Below are 17,011 nucleotides of genomic sequence, written 5' to 3'. Positions count from 1 at the left end.
GTTCAAGTCCTGTCGGTGGCTCCATGTAAGCACCTATCGATAAGGGACTTACGGGACATCACGAAGCACCAAGCCCGCTCCCCTCTCGTCACTCGTAGCCAGATCGTAGCCAGAAAGATCGAACTCCCCAGGCTCTGCGGCATGACCCGGAGAAGCCTCGCCGGACCTACTACACGACCACAGCAGGCGGGCGAGGGCGGCACTCACGGCGTAATCGCTATGGATGCACCCAAGGCAAGAGAGAGTCTTCATGGCTGGCGGGGGTTTTGGCTGGCGGCTCCTAGCCTCAAAGAATCCGCCCTACCAAGCTCCTTCTCAAAAAAATCCTCTCAACCTGGTGCATTTGTGTTGACACCCCAACAACACTTAGGTACCATTTGACGGCAGGACTTGTCTTGGATACTCTCGGGACATGTCTAATCTTGCTGCGTACCCTCCTTCCCGCCCCTACCTCTCCACGGTAGAGGCTGCCGAGTTCCTCCACCTCTCGCCGCAGACCCTTGAGGGTTACCGGTGCCGAGGTGGCGGCCCTGCCTATCGCAAGCATGGCCGCCGCGTCGTCTACCACGTCGACGACCTAGAGCGCTGGTCCGATGAGCGCCGCTCCCCTTCTACGCCTGAGCGGGAGGTGCGAGCATGACCCGCCTAAGCCCCTACCTCTCCACCGTAGAGGCTGCCGAGTTCCTCCACCTGTCGCCGAAGACCCTTGAGGGCTACCGGTGTCGCGGCGGTGGCCCTGCCTACCGCAAGCATGGCCGGAAGGTCGTTTATCGGCTCGATGAGCTGGAAGCATGGTCCGCTGCCGGCAATCGCACCTCCACCTCTGACCCTGGCCCGGGGCAGTGAGTTGCTGCCGGAGCCGCTGCGGCAGCTGGAGCAAGCAGCGGCCCTATGCCTCGACCACGAAGGTGGAGCACGAGGACCGCTCGTGAGCGTAGCGAGTGCCGATGCTCTAGCCCCTGGGAACCGCTCACCGGAGGAGTGGGTTAAGCAGATACACAGCGCGCGTGGAATCAAGCTCCACAGGAAGGGTAAGGAATGGGCCGGCCCTTGCCCGCTGTGCGGCGGTGAGGACCGGTTCCACGTCAAGCTCAAGTCCGGCGGCGGTACGCTCCTAGGTTGCCGGAAGTGCTCCTCAGGCTTCGGCGACTTCTGCGAGGCGGTTTGGTCGAAAGACACCGCCCCAAAGCCTCGGAGGAGGTCGCCGAAGCTTGGGGGCCGTCCTGACAGGATCTGGCAGATTCGAGGCGTGGACGGCAACCTCGTTGCTGAGCATCTTCGATGGAACGGCCGCGGCAAAAGGAGGAAACGCTACGCTTGGCGGCGGAGGGGCATGCCTGGCCTAGACGGTCTACCTGCCAGTGAATTACCACTCTACCTATCGGAGAAGCTCAGCGATTACTCGCCGGATAAGCCGCTCTTCTTGGTCGAGGGTGAGCCGGCGGCGGACGCCCTCCTCAGCATCGGTGCACAAGTTGTGGGTACCGCCTTAGGCGCCCCCGCCGCGCCGTCACCGGCCGTTCTGGCCACGCTGACAGGATTCAAGGATCTGGTGCTGTGGCCAGACCTCGACGCCCCAGGCAGAAAGCAGATGCGGCGCTGCGCTGAGATCCTGGTTAACGCTCCGTCCGCCGGCAAGCTCCGCATCCTCGACCCCGAAGGCATAGGCTTGACCGAGCCCGGGGCGGACGCGGTCGAGTGGCTGGAGGCCTATCGAGCAAGCCTTGATGGGGCCGGAGAACCGGAGATCCGGGAGGGCCTCTCCAGGGCAGCGGCTCAGCACGGCACGCCCTATGAGCCTGAGGACCGCTATTCCTGCGAAACCTGCTACAGCAACGAAGATCCGGACTCTTCGGGTGCTATAGATGACCTACCGAGCTGCGACTCCTCCGAAGAGCCGATGTCCCTGAGCCCGGACCAAGAGACCCCCTACCCCCTAGCTGCGCTTCCTCCAGAACTCCGCCAAGCGGCCGAAGGGATTCACGAACTCACCCGCGCGCCGTTGGCGCTGTGCGCTCAATCCGTGCTGGCCGTCGCCTGTCTGGCTGCGCAGCGGTTGGCGGATGTCGAGTTACCCACGGGGCAAGCCTCCTCGCTGAGCCTCTTCTTCGTCTCGGTTGCGCAATCCGGAGAGCGCAAGTCCACGGTTGACCGTTGGGCCATGGCTCCACTGGAGGAGGAAGAGCGGCGACAAGAGACCGCCTATCGAGAAAGCAGGGCCCAATTCGATGCGGAGCTCGAAGCCTGGAAGTTGGCGAGGAGCGCGGCGAAGCGGGAGGAGCAGGACTCCGGGGCTGTGCGAGAGCGACTCCTAAAACTGGGGCCGGAGCCCAAGGCGCCCCCTCAGCCGGGCTTGCTCGTGACGATGGGGACGCTGGAGGGCATCCTCTCGATGCTGGAGGATCGGGATTCCGTCGGCTTGTTCTCGGATGAGGGCGGCGGCTTTCTCGCCGGCTACGCCATGGCCAAGGAGAATGACCGGCGAACACGCACCGCTGCGGTGTTCTCGTCTCTCTGGGACGGCAAGGCTATCCGGGAGGAGCGCCGAGGCGGGAAGCTCCGGCTTGGCCACAGCAAACGCGCCTCCATGCATCTGCTGGTGCAACCGGTGGTCGCCGAGAAGCTCTTGGGGGATGAAGGTTTGGAGGGACAGGGGCTCTTGTCCCGCGTGCTGGTGGTGGAGCCCGAGAGCACCATGGGCACCCGCCAATGGCGAGAGCCGGCGCCCTGGGCTCGGGAGGCTGTAGATCGGTACTCCGAGAGGGTGCGGGAGCTGCTGGAAGGGGATAGCTCGGAGCGGCAGAAGCTCCAGCTCAGCGACGAAGCCCGCCGGCAGTGGATCGCACTCCACGACGAGATCGAGACACAGCTCGGGCCTTCTGGGGACCTCGACTCGGTCCGTAGCTTCGCGGCCAAGGCAGCCGAGCATGCCTGCCGCATCGCGGGAGTGCTCGCAGTCTTCGAAGACCCGAGCGCGACGGAGATAGCTTCGCTAGGCCCTGCGGTCGACCTCATCCGGTTCTACCTGTCGGAGCGCCTCCGGCTCGTAGGGAAGCTCGCGGAGCCTTATGCCGAGGACGCGGCGCTAGTGGCGAAGTGGATACACGAGAAGTGGGAAGAGAAATACATTTCGATCTCAGACCTGCTCCAACGCGGCCCGGGGCGCTTTCGGAGAAAACGCAAGCTGCTGAAGGAAAAGATCCTGCCCCTACTTCTCGAATATGGCCATCTCAAAGGCCCGCCAACACGGGCAACTATTCGAGAGGTCACGAGGCGGGAAGCCTACGGAGTGGTAAGGAAAGCTAGCAGCAACTCGCACCCGCTCTAGCAACGAAATAGCCCTTTGGAGAGGCGCTGTAGCAGGTCTAGCAGGTTTAGCACACTGAAAGCCCCTTTCGACGGGATCTGGCCGAACCGCTCCGACTCCCTCGCGTCAAGCACTGGCTCCTGCTTCCTCCAGTGAGGCCCCGCTCTTTGCCACCGGTTACAATGCCGCTGCCCCACCCCCAACGCGGCGCCCTCTCCCACGAGAGGCGAGCGCCCTAGGCTGCAACCGGAGTCCAGACTATGGCGGAGCACACCGTTGAACAATTCATCGAGCGCTGGCAGCAGGCCACCGGGACCGAACGGGCCAACTACCAGCTCTTCTTGACCGAGCTCTGCGAGCTGCTGGAGCTGCCCCGGCCCGAGCCTTCCACCGACGAGAGGGAAGACAACTCCTACGTCTTCGAGCGCCGGGTGAATTTCGCCCACGCCGACGGCACGGAGAGCCGAGGCTTCATTGATCTTTACCGCCGCGGGTGCTTCGTGCTGGAGGCCAAGCAGACCGGTAAGAAGATGGACTCTGCCAGCTGGGGAACGGCCATGCTCCGAGCCCACGGGCAGGCGCAGCAGTACGCCCGCGCCCTCCACTCCGATGAGGGCCGGCCGCCCTTCCTGGTGGTGACGGACGTTGGCAGGAGCTTGGAGCTCTACTCGGAATTCAGCCGCTCCGGCGCCACCTACGTTCCCTTCCCCGATCCGCGCTCCTACCGGGTGGGGCTGGAAGATCTGGCGCGGGAGGAGGTGCGGGAGCAGCTGCGGGCGGTGTGGCTCGATCCCATGAGCCTCGATCCCTCCCGGCGCTCGGCCCGAGTGACCAAGGCCATTGCTACCAATCTCGCCAAGCTGGCCAGCAGCCTCGAGAAAGCGGGCCACGGGCCGGACCTGGTGGCGGCCTTCCTGATGCGCTGCCTCTTCACCATGTTCGCCGAGGACGTGGGATTGCTCCCGGCCCGCAGCTTCACACACCTCCTAGAAGAGACCCGCCATGATCCGGACCTCTTTCCCCGGCTGGTGCCGGGCCTTTGGCGGGCAATGAACGAGGGCGGATTCTCCGCCGAGATCCGTAGTGACGTGCTGCGCTTCAACGGCGGGCTCTTCGCCGAGCAAACCGCTGTGCCTCTGGACCGGGAGCAGGTGGACTTGCTGCTGGAAGCGGCGCGGGCGGACTGGCGGGACGTCGAGCCGGCGATCTTCGGCACCCTGCTGGAGCGCGCCCTCAACCCCCGGGAGCGTCACCGCCTGGGAGCCCACTACACGCCCCGGGCCTATGTCGAGCGGCTGGTGATGCCCACGGTGATCGAGCCGTTGCGGGAGGATTGGTCCAATGTGCAGGCGGCGGCCCTGACGCTTCAGGCGCAAGGGCGGGAGAAGGATGCTGCCCGGGAGGTCCGCCTCTTCCATCGCCAGCTGTGCAAGGTGCGCGTCTTGGACCCGGCCTGCGGCTCCGGCAACTTCCTCTATGTGACCTTGGAGCACATGAAGCGGCTCGAAGGCGAGGTGTTCAACTTCCTTGCCGAGATGGGAGACACCCAAGCCCCGCTGGAGATGGACCAGGCCAGCGTGGACCCGCACCAAATGCTAGGCCTTGAAACCAACCCCCGCGCCGCACGCATCGCCGAGGCGGTGCTCTGGATCGGCTATCTGCAATGGCACTTCCGCACCCGCGGCAACGCCAACCCTCCCGAGCCGGTGTTGCGTGACTTCCACAACATCGAGAACCGGGATGCGGTGCTCGCTTGGGATTCCATCGAGCTGGAGCGAGACGAGACCGGCGCCCCCGTGACCCGCTGGGACGGCGTCACCACCAAAACCCACCCCGTCACCGGGGAGCAGGTCCCCGACGAGACGGCAACGGTGGCGGTGGAGCGGTACGTGAACCCGAGGAAGGCGGAATGGCCCGAGGCGGATTTTGTGGTGGGGAACCCGCCGTTTATTGGAAAGCTCAACATTCGGGCATCGCTTGGAGATGGGTATGTCGATGCTCTGAGAGCGGTCTGGCCTGCCCTTCCTCATTCTGCCGACTATGTGATGTATTGGTGGCACTATGCCGCCAAACTTCTACAGCAAGAGTCTCTCCGACGATTTGGCCTAATAACGACCAATTCGATAGCCCACGGCTTCAACCGAAGGGTATTGGAGGAATTCTTGACCGCGAGCCCTCCGATATCTCTGGTCTTTGCGATACCGGATCACCCTTGGGTTGATGAGTCTGGTAGCGCTGCCGTTCGGATAGCAATGACGGTCGGAACGCTGGGACCTAGAGCCGGAGAACTCCACCACGTAGTCGGCGGTGGGGTGGCTGACCTAGAGGGACTCACAGGTGTGACCCATGGAAAGAAGGGGGTAATAGGAGCGAATCTCCGGCAAGGAGCAGACGTGACCGGTGCCTCTGCTTTGCAAGCAAACTCAAGGCTCAGTGCAACGGGAGTGATACCACACGGTAAAGGCATGGTGCTCACAAAGAGTGAGGCCGAGTCGCTGGGATTGAATACTCGACCGGGGGCAGTCAAGCATATTCGCCGGTATCTGAATGGGCGTGATCTTACGCAACACAGCCGAGATCTGATGGTAATTGATCTCTTCCCCCTTGCGATTGAAGAGGTGCAGCGGCGATTTCCGGAGCTCTTCCAATGGATATCGCTGAAGGTTAAGCCCCAGCGTGACCAAAACCGAGACAAGAGCTTGCGCGAGAATTGGTGGCTTCACCGGAGGAACAACGAGGAACTAAGAAATAGCTTGGAAGGTTTGCCTCGGTATATCGCTACAGTCCTTACAAGCCGACAGAGGATTTTCTACGCTGTAGACGGTGAGGTGCTACCAGACCAGACACTGGTTGCTATTGGTCTTAAAGACCTGGCCTCGTTCTGCGTCCTCTCAAGTCGGCAGCATGTTCTTTGGTCCCTGGCATCTGGCAGCTTTTTGGGTGTCGGAAATGATTCGCGATACACTAAAACTAAATGCTTTGAGACATTTCCCTTCCCGCTCCTAGAAGCGCCTGAAAGAAATCTATTGCGCGAGCTGGGGAATCGCACCCTAGAACACCGGTCTGAGCGCCTCGCCCTCTACCCGAACCTCACTATGACAGGTCTTTATAATGTCCTTGAGAAGCTCCGTGCCGGCGAAGAGCTCACCCCCAAGGAAAAAAAGATCCACGAGCAAGGCCTAGTCTCAGTCCTGGCGCAGATCCACGACGAGTTGGACGCTGCGGTACTCGAAGCCTACGGATGGTCCGATCTGGCGCCAGCGCTGGTGGGCAAGCCTGGGGGCACGACGCCGAGCCAGCACAAGAGCCCGGAGCAACTGGAGGCTGAGGAAGAGCTCCTCCAGCGGCTGGTGGACTTGAACGCCAAGCGCGCGGCAGAGGAGGCTAACGGCCTCATCCGGTGGCTGCGTCCCGAGTTCCAGAACCCCGAAGGCACCACCGGCGACCAACAGAGCCTCGCCAGCGAGACCACCGCCGCCAAGCCCACCGCCGCCAAGGGAGCGAAGCGAGCATGGCCCAAGGCGCTACCGGAGCAGGTGCAGGCGGTGCGCTCTGCGCTCACCGAGCAACCCGCCCCGGTCACCTCGGAGCAGCTGGCGCGGCTCTTCCGGCGCGCCCAAACCCGCCGCGTCTCCGAGCTCCTCGACACCCTCACCGCCCTAGGGCAGGCCCGGGCCACCGATGACGGGCGCTTCGTGGCGGCCTGAGAAGCTCTGAGCGGCCCCCAAAGCCCCGGCCCCGCGCTCTTTGGTAGGCAGGGAGGCACTGCCTGCCCTTCGGCCCGCCTCGCCGCCGGGACAGCCGGCTAGGAGCGCCGGGGCTCACAGCCCCCTGGTGGTGCCCTTTCTCTAGAGACAAACCCTCCAAGATGAGGCAGTCTCGACGCTTTAACGTAGGGCTTTAACACCGGCCGGCTTGGGGAGGTTTCCGCTTGCTTCTTTCGATATGACCTCTGAGCCACCAGTGCGACGCCAGAGACTTCGACCACAGACAACAACACCGGGGCCAAGGGCGCCCCGGTGCGTTGATTCGAAGGCTTTCTGAGGGCTTACGTAGGGCGTTCCGGAATCGGGCCGAGGGTGGCCTCGATCCGTTCCGCCACCGTGCCCACCTCCGCCGCCAGATTGCCGGCGAGGACGGCGAGCTGCTCATCCTCCGGTGGGAGGTCACTAGCGATGCGGCCTTGCGCCACATGCAGCAAGTAGCTCTGCGCCGTGCGCAGGTCCAGGGCTCCCGCCCTCAGCTCGCTACGGGTCGAGGACTCCGGAGGCCCGGCGCCAGGGCCGTACTCCAGAATCCAGTGGAAGAGCAGCCGTCCGAACCGGCGCAGCGTCTCCGCGGCCTCGGTAGTGGGGGCGTGCTGTAGAAAGATGGCCCGGAAAGCCGGGGAATCTCGTTCCCAGGTCCGGAAGTCAGGCGGGATAGACTCTCGGTCAGCATCCATGGAGGTAATCTCTCCTTGGGTGTCAGGTCCCGGTGGAGGTTGCTGCCTCTGCCGGGGCCGGTTACTGGTTTATGGGGTAGGTTGATCAGGCCCGGCCCCTGCTACGTCTCCGAAATCTGTGCTCGGTGCTCAGCTCCCCTTCTGCCGCAATTGCCGGACCTCGCCGAGCTTTCCATCCATCGTTGCGGCGATCTCTTTCGAGACCCTGCCCATGGCCTCGTGGCGGGCGTCCTGGGCTAGGTGGGCGTACCGCTGCGTCGTCTGCGGTTGCGAGTGCCCTAGAAGCGACCCGAGGACGGCAAGCGGGACTCCCCCACTGGCGGCAGAAGCGGCGAAGCTATGGCGTAGGTCATGAATCCGCACGTCCTCCAGCCCCGCCCGCTCACGGATCCGATACCAGGGCTTGGTCAGGTTCACCAGGGGCTTGCCGGCCTTGAAGCCGGGGCAGACGTGGGGGTTGCTCGCGTAGCCCTTGACGTTCGCCAGCAGGTCCAGAGCCGGAGCGCCGAGGGGAATGGTCTTCTTGCCGGTCTTCGAGTCCCGGAGCCGTAGACACTGGCGCTCAAAATCGACCTCATCCCACTGCAACCCGAGAATCTCGCCCTTGCGGGCTCCGGTGAGGATAAGCAACCGAATAGCCAACAGAACCGAAGGCATCTCCTTCCCCTCCGACTCCTTCAACGCATCGCCGAGACGGCGCAGCTCCTCCGACGAGAGGAAGCGCTCCCGCTTGGTCTCCCTGTAACGGTCCACATGGCGGCAGGGGTTGGTGCCATCGGGCCGAACTCCCCAGCGCTCAGCAAGGTTCATCATCTTCGAGAACAGCGAGAGCGCCCGGTTGGCCTGCGTCGGTGTCTTGCTCAATCCGTGGTGCATCCGGCTGACGTCCTTCCGAGTGACCGCGTTGACCTTGATCCGCCCCAACGCCGGCAGCACGCAACGGCGCAACAGCGCTTCGTCCTCCTGCACCGACTTCGGTTTCTTCTTCGGCCGTGCATGCTCGGTGAGGTAGCGCTCGCTGAACTCCGCGATGGTCTCGCCCTTCCGCTCCTGCTGGGCTTCCTCCGCGGGATCTTCGCCCCGGTCCACGGCCGCCAGCGCTGCCCGAGCGGCCTTGCGGGCTTGGTCCGGAGTCATGCCCCCGACCCTGCCGAGGGTATAGCGCCTCTTCCGACCTTGAGCATTGCGGTACTCGAAAATGTAGGTCTTGCGCCCCTTGGCCGAGACCCGCAACCCGAAGCCCTTCAGCGTGGCGTCATAGAAAAAGGTCTGCTGCTTCCCCGGGACGGGAGCCGCCGCCTCTACCGCACGCTTTGTGATCTTCATTGCCGCCCCCCTCCTTATCCGTAGCCAACTCGTAGCCAATTCGTAGCCAGCTCGTAGCCAGCTCGTAGCCAGCAAAATCATACCTTACCAAAGCCACGCAAACAAAAAGTTCCCTAAACAAAGGGCTTTCCAAGCTTAAGCGTCGCTTGAAATACCCGGGAACAAAGATTCGTAATCAGTAGGTCGCAGGTTCAAGTCCTGTCGGTGGCTCCAGATATCCTCATTGTTTCCAACAACTTGCCGAACTTTCCATTGCGCTGAAGTAGTGGCCCCAGGGTGGTTTGGGTCCCATTTGGGTCCGTTTGGGGTGTGACTTGGCGGGACTTGGTGGGGGCTGATGCAACCCCGAGATGCTGGTAGGCACGGGAACACCGCCCCAAGGACGACTTCTCGAGTGGGCCTCGAAGCCGCTGGTAGGATTTGCCGTCAGGGACGCCGACTACCAGGCGATTGCAGTTACTGTACCCTTAGTCTTCTAAACACCGCTCCGCACAACTTGACTTCCGCCTTAGAGGTGTACGCCGGTGAAAGGCAAGCAGCGTAAGAAGAGCCGAACCCGTGGCGGAGGAAAGAATCGCGCTATCACGAGAGCGAACCAGCATGGTCTACGCGCATCTAAGGGTGCGCGCCCAAAAAGTGACGCCACAAGGTCTTGGCTTCGGAACGTCTGCCTACCGCCTCTACTCGCAAGCCTAGGCCTCCTGCTAAGCGCCTTAATGCTCTTTGTCCCCCAGGTCTTATCGGCCACTGGCCTCGCTGTTGCTGTTGTCAGTTTTGCTGGATTGATCTCGCCCAACAGTCCGCTTGGTCGGAGGCTAGGAGTACACCGCTTGATGACGACCGACTTACCAGATCGCCTCATTCCTGTTTATCGTAAAGGGCTTGTCGCCGTAGCCACCTTCATCACTATTTTTGCATTCTATATTACGATCACGACGACCATGTTCCTGGCGCTGGTCATTACCGCCATTTCAACCGCCCTACTCACACCACTCACAATCGCAATAGGCCCCCTAATGTTTAAGCGAGAGGAGGTCCTTCAACTTGCAGCAGTCCTACTCGCAGCGGCACTGACGGCACTAGTCATATTCATCGGACCCCTAACTATCGCCAATTCATTCATCAGCCACAGCAGGCTTGAGGGCCTGTACGAATACGCTAAGCCCAATACCCTCTCACACGACGGCATTATCCGGGACAGTACCGATATTCGTGACTACCAAGCTCGTTACGAGACCTATTTCCTTGTTACATTTCGTGCTGTGCGTCTCCGTTTTATGCTCCATCATCGCACAAGCTCTCTAGAATTGTGGGGCCCCGCAGACTGGTCGACGAACACAAGCACCTATCTCCTAGATCCAGAAACGGTTGCAGATCTGAGCTCGCAATCCATAGCACCCCGAGATGCCGACCTCCTCTCCCTTACTGGAAGAGAATATCGTGGTTCACAACCATTCATAGACGCTCTAAAATCCGCCGGCGTCAACACCGGCGACCAGAGGGCTCATAAACTCTTCCTCAAGGCGGCTCTGCGAGACCCCTTAGCGCGCGAAATATTTTCCTTCCGCGAGGCATGGAGTGACTTCGAGGGTGAAATCAAGGACCCTCTTAGGACGCACCGAAAGAGAGCGCTCTCCAACGCCTTCTCACGGTCTACCTCCACTCTCTTCTTGACATCTCAGTATTTGGCATCGTCTCTCATCGAGACACGCCTCAAGGATATCGCCAATCTAGCCGTGACTTCTCGGATAATATTCATGTCCACATTGCGCTGGACTTCCGAAACGCTGTGGTCCATCATGCTGGTTTCTTTTCTATCGCTCTCCGTACTTGGATGCTACTACGCATCAATCATCCTTAGAAGATACAACTCAAGGCACGACCCCACCTACAACACAGATCACGGATTCGTATTCACTGTCGTTGGTTTTATGTCACTACTCATTGCAATCTTGGCATGGTGAGATCACACGCCAGACTCCTACAATCAGCCTGAATCCCAGCCCAGCCCGTTGACATCCCGGCTCGTTCCGCCTTACTCCTCCCAGCCCACAGCGCCCCGGCATCCCGCCGGGAGCGCAGCAACCACCGGCCCGGCCGCGTGCACCAGCACCCGCCGGGCCAAGCTGCATACAGGGGGCTGAATGATGAGCGAGCAGAAGGGCAATCCTCATGGCGACAAGGAAGAACGGCCCAAGCAGGCCGACACGAGAGAGACACCGCGAGCGGAAAGCTGGGAGGACCGCGCCGTCTTCCGAGAGACCTACCTCAACCTTCACCCGGAACCCGAAATCCGCGCCGCCTACCGCCAGGTCGGCATCTCTCTCTACGAAGCAGCGCTGGCGCTCGAAGTCAGCTACGTCGAACGGGGCGAGCCCGCAGTCGCCACCGACCTACGGGCCGTGGCGCGAGATCTTTGGGTCGCCCAGGGCTATCTCCACGGCTTGGGCCGGCAGGCTGAAGCTGACACCCAGGACGCTGCCTCGACCCACCTCTGTCTGCTGGCCGCCGAGGTCGCCCAAGAGCTCGACGGCATCCTCGCCCGAATCGGCGGGATCTGCCTTCCGTTCAGGCCCACCCACCCCCTTCTCCAAAGGCCGCTTGACCGCCATCACTCGGAACAGCCAGTCCGTCGACTACCTCTACGACCGCTTCGGCCGCCTCACGCAGGACGGCGCTCTCAGCTATCAATACGACGCCAACGGCAACCGTAGCGTGGTGGAGTATCCTGGAGCCGTGACCGCCGTCTACACCCACGACTTTGCGGACCGCCCCGAGAGCCTCACGGTCCAGCGCCCCGGCGAGCCGGACCTCCTCCTCGCCAACGGGGCCGAGTACGCCCCCTCCGGTCCGCTCACGACCCTCAATCTGGGCAACGGCCTGACCGAGAGCCGCAGCTTCAACGACCGCTACTTCCCCTCCGCCATCACCGTGACTCCTACGACGCCCCTCACCAGTTCAGCCGTCCTGCAGTGGACCTACACCACCGACAACGTCGGCAACATCGAGGCCATCCAGGATGTGCTGGCGCCCGCCAACGACAAGGACTACGGCTACCAGGATTTCCAGTACTTCCTCACAGCGGGTGACGGCCCTTGGGGAGACTTGGCCTGGACCTACGACCGCATCGGCAACCGCCTGACAGAGACCCGCGACACTGCCACTGACACCTACGCCTACCAGCCCAACGGCGCCAGCGGCAACACGGCGATCTTGGACACCATCACCCTCGCGTCAACGGGAACCAAGACCTACACCTACGGCCCCGCCGGCCATCTGGAGCAGGTAACCGCCCCCGCCAACGAGATCACTTTCCTCTCCGACGCCGCCGGCCGCCTGACGCGCCTGGAGCGCCCCGCCGGCGACGCCTCCAGCGACTTCCTCTACGATGGCCGTAGCTTCCTAACCTCCGCCGCGGCGGACTCTCTCAGCGAGATCTTCACCGACGGTTTCGAGGCCGGCGACGGCTCCTGCTGGACCAGCTCCACCGGCTCCGACATCGGCGCCGGCACCGCCGACTGCTCCACCGATCCCTCCCTGACCACCGTCTACAGCTCCGAAGGCCTCCTTCACGCCGTCACCCACTTCACTGGCCCCACCGAGGACAGCACCCGCTACTATCTCTACTTCGCCGGCCAGCCGGTCGCGCAGATGGATGTGCCGGTGGGCGCAGCGACCACCACCACCTGGCTGACCGTCGATCACCTGGGGACTCCCGTCCTGGCCACCGACGAGGCTGGGGCTGTGCTCTGGCAGGGCGGATTTGAGCCGTTTGGAGCGGACTACTCTGGGGCGAGCGTTGCTGGGGTGGATCTGCGCTTCCCGGGGCAGTGGGAGGATGAGGTTTGGGGAGAGGCGAGCGAGGGGGCGGGGGTGGGGTACAACGTCTACCGCTGGTACGAACCCGGGACAGGCAGATACGGAAGGGTAGATCCGTTGGGGCTCGAAGGAGGCCTCAATCTCTTCGCTTACGGTCTCTCGAACTCGATTGTGCGAAGGGATCCGCTTGGCCTCCAAGCAACTGCTGCCCTGGAGTTGGGATGTTCTCTAATGAAGAGCCGGTCAGGCCTTGGGGTTGCAGCAGGTGTCCTTATCATCGGCGGTTCGGCAGCCGTCACCAATAGTTGTAAGGAACGAAACTGCGGGGATTGCTCCCCAGCAGAACATGCAGCCTTGCAACTAGCCGTCGAACTATTCTGCAAGACGGGTTTAAGGGCCTGCAGTCCAGGCCAAAACCTCGGATTGCTCCTGACCAACAAGAAGAAGAATATCAATTGTGCAGCAGCGCGTGACCGCATCAATAAGAGATGTTTCAATGGAGGTGACCTGGGGCACCAGAGAGCTTCTGCCGACGCTTGGCAAGCAGTTGCGAACTGCGTCAAGCTCATTGGTAAGGAATTCTCGCATATCGTTGGGCGTTAACGTGATGACGGGCACGATCACCAAGATTCTTGCTGCACGCGTCCGACGGGCCTTCCGAGATATGCCCTCCCCAGGGGACGACATCGCTGATCCGCGGAATCGTGGCGTTGAGGCCGAGCAAGTCGCCAGAGCCTTCCGACGTCGCCACTGGAGCGAACTTACGAATGAGCTCCTTCTCCGACAGCCGGAAGCGACTGCTTTTTTCTCCGGGAGGGCCTTGCGCTACTTTTTGCCGGGGTACCTACTCTTGGCGATTGAAGATAAGGAGAGCATGGGCCAAGCATTCCACGGCTTCCTGATGTCTCTTTCCCAAGGAAGGGGTTCAGACGAGGACCTCTGCTTACTGACGAAAGACCAGTTAACAGTAACTTTGGCCGTATTGGAAGCTCTCTCACCGGACGAAACAGATCCTTCCTTCTGGGAATTTCAGCATGCGAAGGACGGCATCTTGGATTGTCTGACTAGGCCCGATGCTCCTGCTGGCGAACCTTGACGCTAGGGGCCCGACAAGCGGGGTCCGCGAAAGGTATTCGTGAGGCAGAGCCCCCAATCGCGACGGGCATGAGTATCGAGAGCAGACTTTCGAGTGCCAAAGTTGCTGAGGCCGCTTAGAGAGACCGTTTCCCGATGCTCTACCCCAGCAGCGAAGTAGCCCACCTCGGTGACCACGTCCGCCTTGGTCATTCCGAGATCGGAGTCGTCGTATGCTCCGTCGACACAAATGAGTTTTCGGAAGAGTACCCTCGTGACGAATGGCTGGGGCTCCGGCATGGAATCTTGGTCAAGTTCGAGAAGCTGGGTCTTGTCCTTTATGTGGATCCAGAGGACTCGCTGAAGCTCGTCCGTCGAGCCAACCAGGGTGCAGTAGGTGACGAGAGTCAGCCCGAGGAGCGCCAAGTCTGAAGCCTCGTGAGCGCTCCGAAACTGTCAAGCGATATCAACCTTGACGGGCAGAGGCGGCATCTATGCTGGAATCGCCAGCTGAAATACTGTCATGGATCTACGAAGACACCTAAAATCAGTTGTCAAGAAACTCGACGCATCTGTCAGAAGCTCGGCCGCTGAGGCCTTGGCCAGAATCGAAGATGAAATCGAGATCTCGGAAGCTGCTTTTCAAGAGGCTCTTGGTGACTCAAGGCTCGAGCCCCTACTGCTTGCAGATATTGCTTGGCTGGTGGGGCTTGCACGGCTTCGCTCAGTAAGCCCCACCCTCGAAAAGCTTGTAAGCGAGGAAACACCCGAAGCGCTCCTTTGGGAAACGACCAAGTCTCTAGCAAGTTTGGGTCAAGGAGCAGAGGTGATGAGGCAGCTTACCCTGACCGCAGAAGATCCTGAGAAGCAGAAAATCGGAGTCTACGGTCTGGGTGCCCTAAGGGACCAAGAGGCAGTGGAATTGTTGGAGAACATCCTCCTTGATCCCCGCGCACCAGTGTTCTTGAGAGCCCAATCCGCCGAAGCGCTTGGCTATATTCAGGAGATGAAGAGTGTCCCATCGCTACTTCGAGCAAGTCACGACGCCGCCCCCGAGCTGAGATTCTGGTCGGTCTTTGCATTGGGCCAGCTCGCAGACCCCCGTGCCCGGCAACGACTTGCGGAGATCGCCGAAAATGATCATGAAATGGTAAAAGGCTGGTGGGAGGTATCCCGGGAAGCCCAGGAAGCCCTAAAGCAAATACCATAGGCTGAAACCGAAAGCTCCGGTACCACCACCCCAGAAGCTACTACCTATCCAGAGCTTAGACACAGCCATGCAGCGATCCGGGCGCTCTTCCTAACGCCCACCTTGGCCATGCGTGAAAGAACGACCGTGTAGTCAGACCGAGGCCCGAAGCCATCCCCGGCGTCGCTCCACCTCGATTCAGAGCTATCTCTCAGGACCCACCACTTGCTGGAATCCGGCTCTTACCCACCAGCCCGTTGACATCCCGGCGCGTTCCGACTTACTCCTCCCAGCCCACAGCGCCCCGGCATCCGGCCGGGAGCGCAGCAACCACCGGCCCGGCCCCGTGCACCAGCACCCGCCGGGCCAAGCTGCATATAGGGGGCTGAACGATGAGAGAGCAGACTGGTGATCCTCACGGCGACCAGGATGGACGACCCGGACGGTCAGGAGCGGTGGAGGCACCGCGAGCCGAGAGCTGGGAAGACCGCGCCGTCTTCCGGGAGACCTTCCTCAACCTCCACCCGGAGCCCGAGATTCGCGCCGCCTATCGGCAGGTCGGCGTCTCCCTCTACGAAGCAGCGCTGGCCCTCGAAGTCAGCTACGTCGAACGAGGCGAGCCCGCAGTCGCCACCGACCTACGGGCCGTGGCGCGAGATATTTGGGTCGCCCAGGCCTATCTCCACGACTTGGGCCGGCAAGCTGAAGCCGACACGCAGGACGCAGCTTCCACCCAGCTCTGCCTGCTTGCTGCCGCGGTCGCCGAAGAGCTCGAAGGCATCCTGGCCCGAATCAGTGAAGCTTTCCCGGCCTCCGGCTCCGCCGACGACGAGGCCTGAACCGTGCCTCGAAAGAAGAACCTGCCCCAAGCCGTCGAGCAAGCAGAGAATGAGTTCCAGCGATGCTGCCGGCGCCTAGCTGCGCTCTTTGAGGAGACACCCCTCCGCACCAGCCACCTCCAGGTCCGCATTGACGGCCTCAAACCCCGCGGCAGCCGCCTCGAAGAACTGAGCCCTCCGATGGTGCGAATCCCGGCGGCAACACTCGGCCTGCCCCGGGAGGAGCTCCTGCCCGCGATGCTTCACGCAATGGTTCACTGGATCAACGCCCAGCAGGGCATCGCCGACTGCAACCACTCCGGCTACCACAACCAGAAGTTCAAACGCCTTGCCGAGGCCGTGGGCTTCGCCGTCGGCGACCGCCAGCCCAACACAGGCTGGACAGACCTCAAACCCACCCCCGACCTCCTCCAAGCCCTCGCCGACCTCCCCCTCCGCCTCGACCCGCTCCGCCGCCTCGCCGATCTCCTTCCGGACCACTCGCCATCACCCCGAATCCACTGCCGCCCCAACCTTCCCGTCGGCCTCGCCGCCAGCCCCTATTGGCGCACCGCCGGAATCGTCCTTCCCAAGCTCCCGCGCTATCGCCTCCAGCTCCTCCACGAAGCCCAACAACCCATCGAGACCTATCCCAAGCTAGAAACCACCGCCGACGCCGCAGCTCTCTTCTGGCAGATCCTCCACACCTTCGACCGCGAAGCCGTCGCCGTCCTTTTCCTCGACACCCGCCGCCGAGTTCTCGGCTACGACATCCCGTACATCGGCACCCTGACCCGAGCCAACGTCGAGCCACGGGGGATTCTCACGCCGGCATTGCTGATGAATGCGGCGGCGGTGGCGGTCGCCCACAACCATCCCTCCGGCGACGCGACGCCGAGTCGGGAAGACGAGGTGTTTACGCGGCGGGTTGCGGAGGCAGGGAAGATGCTGGGGGTCGAGGTGGTGGGGTCGGTTGTGGTGGGTGGGCGGGGGGAGTGGCGGGCGGTGCTGTCCTGACGCACGAAGCCCAATGA

The 17,011-nt window shown here is 62.1% G+C and carries 13 protein-coding genes; 11 read left to right on the top strand and 2 right to left on the bottom strand.

The window, feature by feature from the left end:
* Positions 1 to 412 precede the first annotated feature (412 nt).
* From SX243_01220 to SX243_01205, 4 genes are all read left to right on the top strand, one after another.
* Positions 413 to 640 (top strand): helix-turn-helix domain-containing protein, encoded by a 228-nt coding sequence (locus SX243_01220; GenBank protein MDY7091571.1) that lies wholly within the window; start codon positions 413 to 415, stop codon positions 638 to 640.
* On the top strand, positions 637 to 846 hold the full coding sequence (locus SX243_01215; protein MDY7091570.1) for a helix-turn-helix domain-containing protein: 210 nt from the start codon (positions 637 to 639) through the stop codon (positions 844 to 846). Before SX243_01220 ends, SX243_01215 begins: the two co-directional genes overlap by 4 nt.
* An 82-nt stretch (positions 847 to 928) precedes the next feature.
* Positions 929 to 3,328 (top strand): DUF3987 domain-containing protein, encoded by a 2,400-nt coding sequence (locus SX243_01210; protein ID MDY7091569.1) that lies wholly within the window; start codon positions 929 to 931, stop codon positions 3,326 to 3,328.
* 239 nt (positions 3,329 to 3,567) lie between these two features.
* Positions 3,568 to 7,014, top strand: a complete 3,447-nt coding sequence (locus SX243_01205) for a type IIL restriction-modification enzyme MmeI (protein ID MDY7091568.1) — start codon at positions 3,568 to 3,570, stop codon at positions 7,012 to 7,014.
* A gap of 341 nt (positions 7,015 to 7,355) precedes the next feature.
* On the opposite strand, the gene SX243_01200 is transcribed toward SX243_01205, so the two are convergent.
* Positions 7,356 to 7,751, bottom strand: coding sequence for a hypothetical protein (locus SX243_01200; protein MDY7091567.1), 396 nt, complete (start codon positions 7,749 to 7,751; stop codon positions 7,356 to 7,358).
* 129 nt (positions 7,752 to 7,880) lie between these two features.
* Positions 7,881 to 9,158: a tyrosine-type recombinase/integrase gene (locus SX243_01195; protein MDY7091566.1), complete on the bottom strand. Its 1,278-nt coding sequence runs from the start codon at positions 9,156 to 9,158 to the stop codon at positions 7,881 to 7,883.
* Positions 9,159 to 9,907: 749 nt separating this feature from the next.
* Between SX243_01195 and SX243_01190 the strand changes: the two genes are divergently transcribed.
* From SX243_01190 to SX243_01160, 7 genes are all read left to right on the top strand, one after another.
* Positions 9,908 to 11,041, top strand: a complete 1,134-nt coding sequence (locus tag SX243_01190; GenBank protein ID MDY7091565.1) for a hypothetical protein — start codon at positions 9,908 to 9,910, stop codon at positions 11,039 to 11,041.
* A gap of 637 nt (positions 11,042 to 11,678) precedes the next feature.
* Positions 11,679 to 13,499, top strand: coding sequence for an RHS repeat-associated core domain-containing protein (locus SX243_01185; protein MDY7091564.1), 1,821 nt, complete (start codon positions 11,679 to 11,681; stop codon positions 13,497 to 13,499).
* Positions 13,393 to 13,992 carry a DUF6714 family protein gene (locus tag SX243_01180; protein ID MDY7091563.1) on the top strand — a complete coding sequence of 200 codons (600 nt, stop codon included), beginning with the start codon at positions 13,393 to 13,395 and terminating at the stop codon, positions 13,990 to 13,992. The genes SX243_01185 and SX243_01180 overlap by 107 nt, the downstream gene beginning before the upstream one ends.
* 134 nt (positions 13,993 to 14,126) lie before the next feature.
* Positions 14,127 to 14,402, top strand: coding sequence for a hypothetical protein (locus SX243_01175; protein ID MDY7091562.1), 276 nt, complete (start codon positions 14,127 to 14,129; stop codon positions 14,400 to 14,402).
* Between the two features lie 91 nt (positions 14,403 to 14,493).
* Entirely contained in the window at positions 14,494 to 15,180 is a 687-nt protein-coding gene (locus SX243_01170) for a HEAT repeat domain-containing protein (GenBank protein MDY7091561.1), read from the top strand.
* Positions 15,181 to 15,551: 371 nt separating this feature from the next.
* Positions 15,552 to 15,998 carry a hypothetical protein gene (locus SX243_01165; protein MDY7091560.1) on the top strand — a complete coding sequence of 149 codons (447 nt, stop codon included), beginning with the start codon at positions 15,552 to 15,554 and terminating at the stop codon, positions 15,996 to 15,998.
* 237 nt (positions 15,999 to 16,235) lie between these two features.
* Positions 16,236 to 16,994 carry a JAB domain-containing protein gene (locus SX243_01160; protein MDY7091559.1) on the top strand — a complete coding sequence of 253 codons (759 nt, stop codon included), beginning with the start codon at positions 16,236 to 16,238 and terminating at the stop codon, positions 16,992 to 16,994.
* Positions 16,995 to 17,011 lie beyond the last annotated feature (17 nt).

The organism is Acidobacteriota bacterium, assembly GCA_034211275.1.
Taxonomy (GTDB): Bacteria; Acidobacteriota; Thermoanaerobaculia; order Multivoradales; family JAHZIX01; genus JAGQSE01.
Note: the sequence above shows the minus strand (reverse complement) of the source record. Positions and strands in the feature narration are given on the sequence as shown.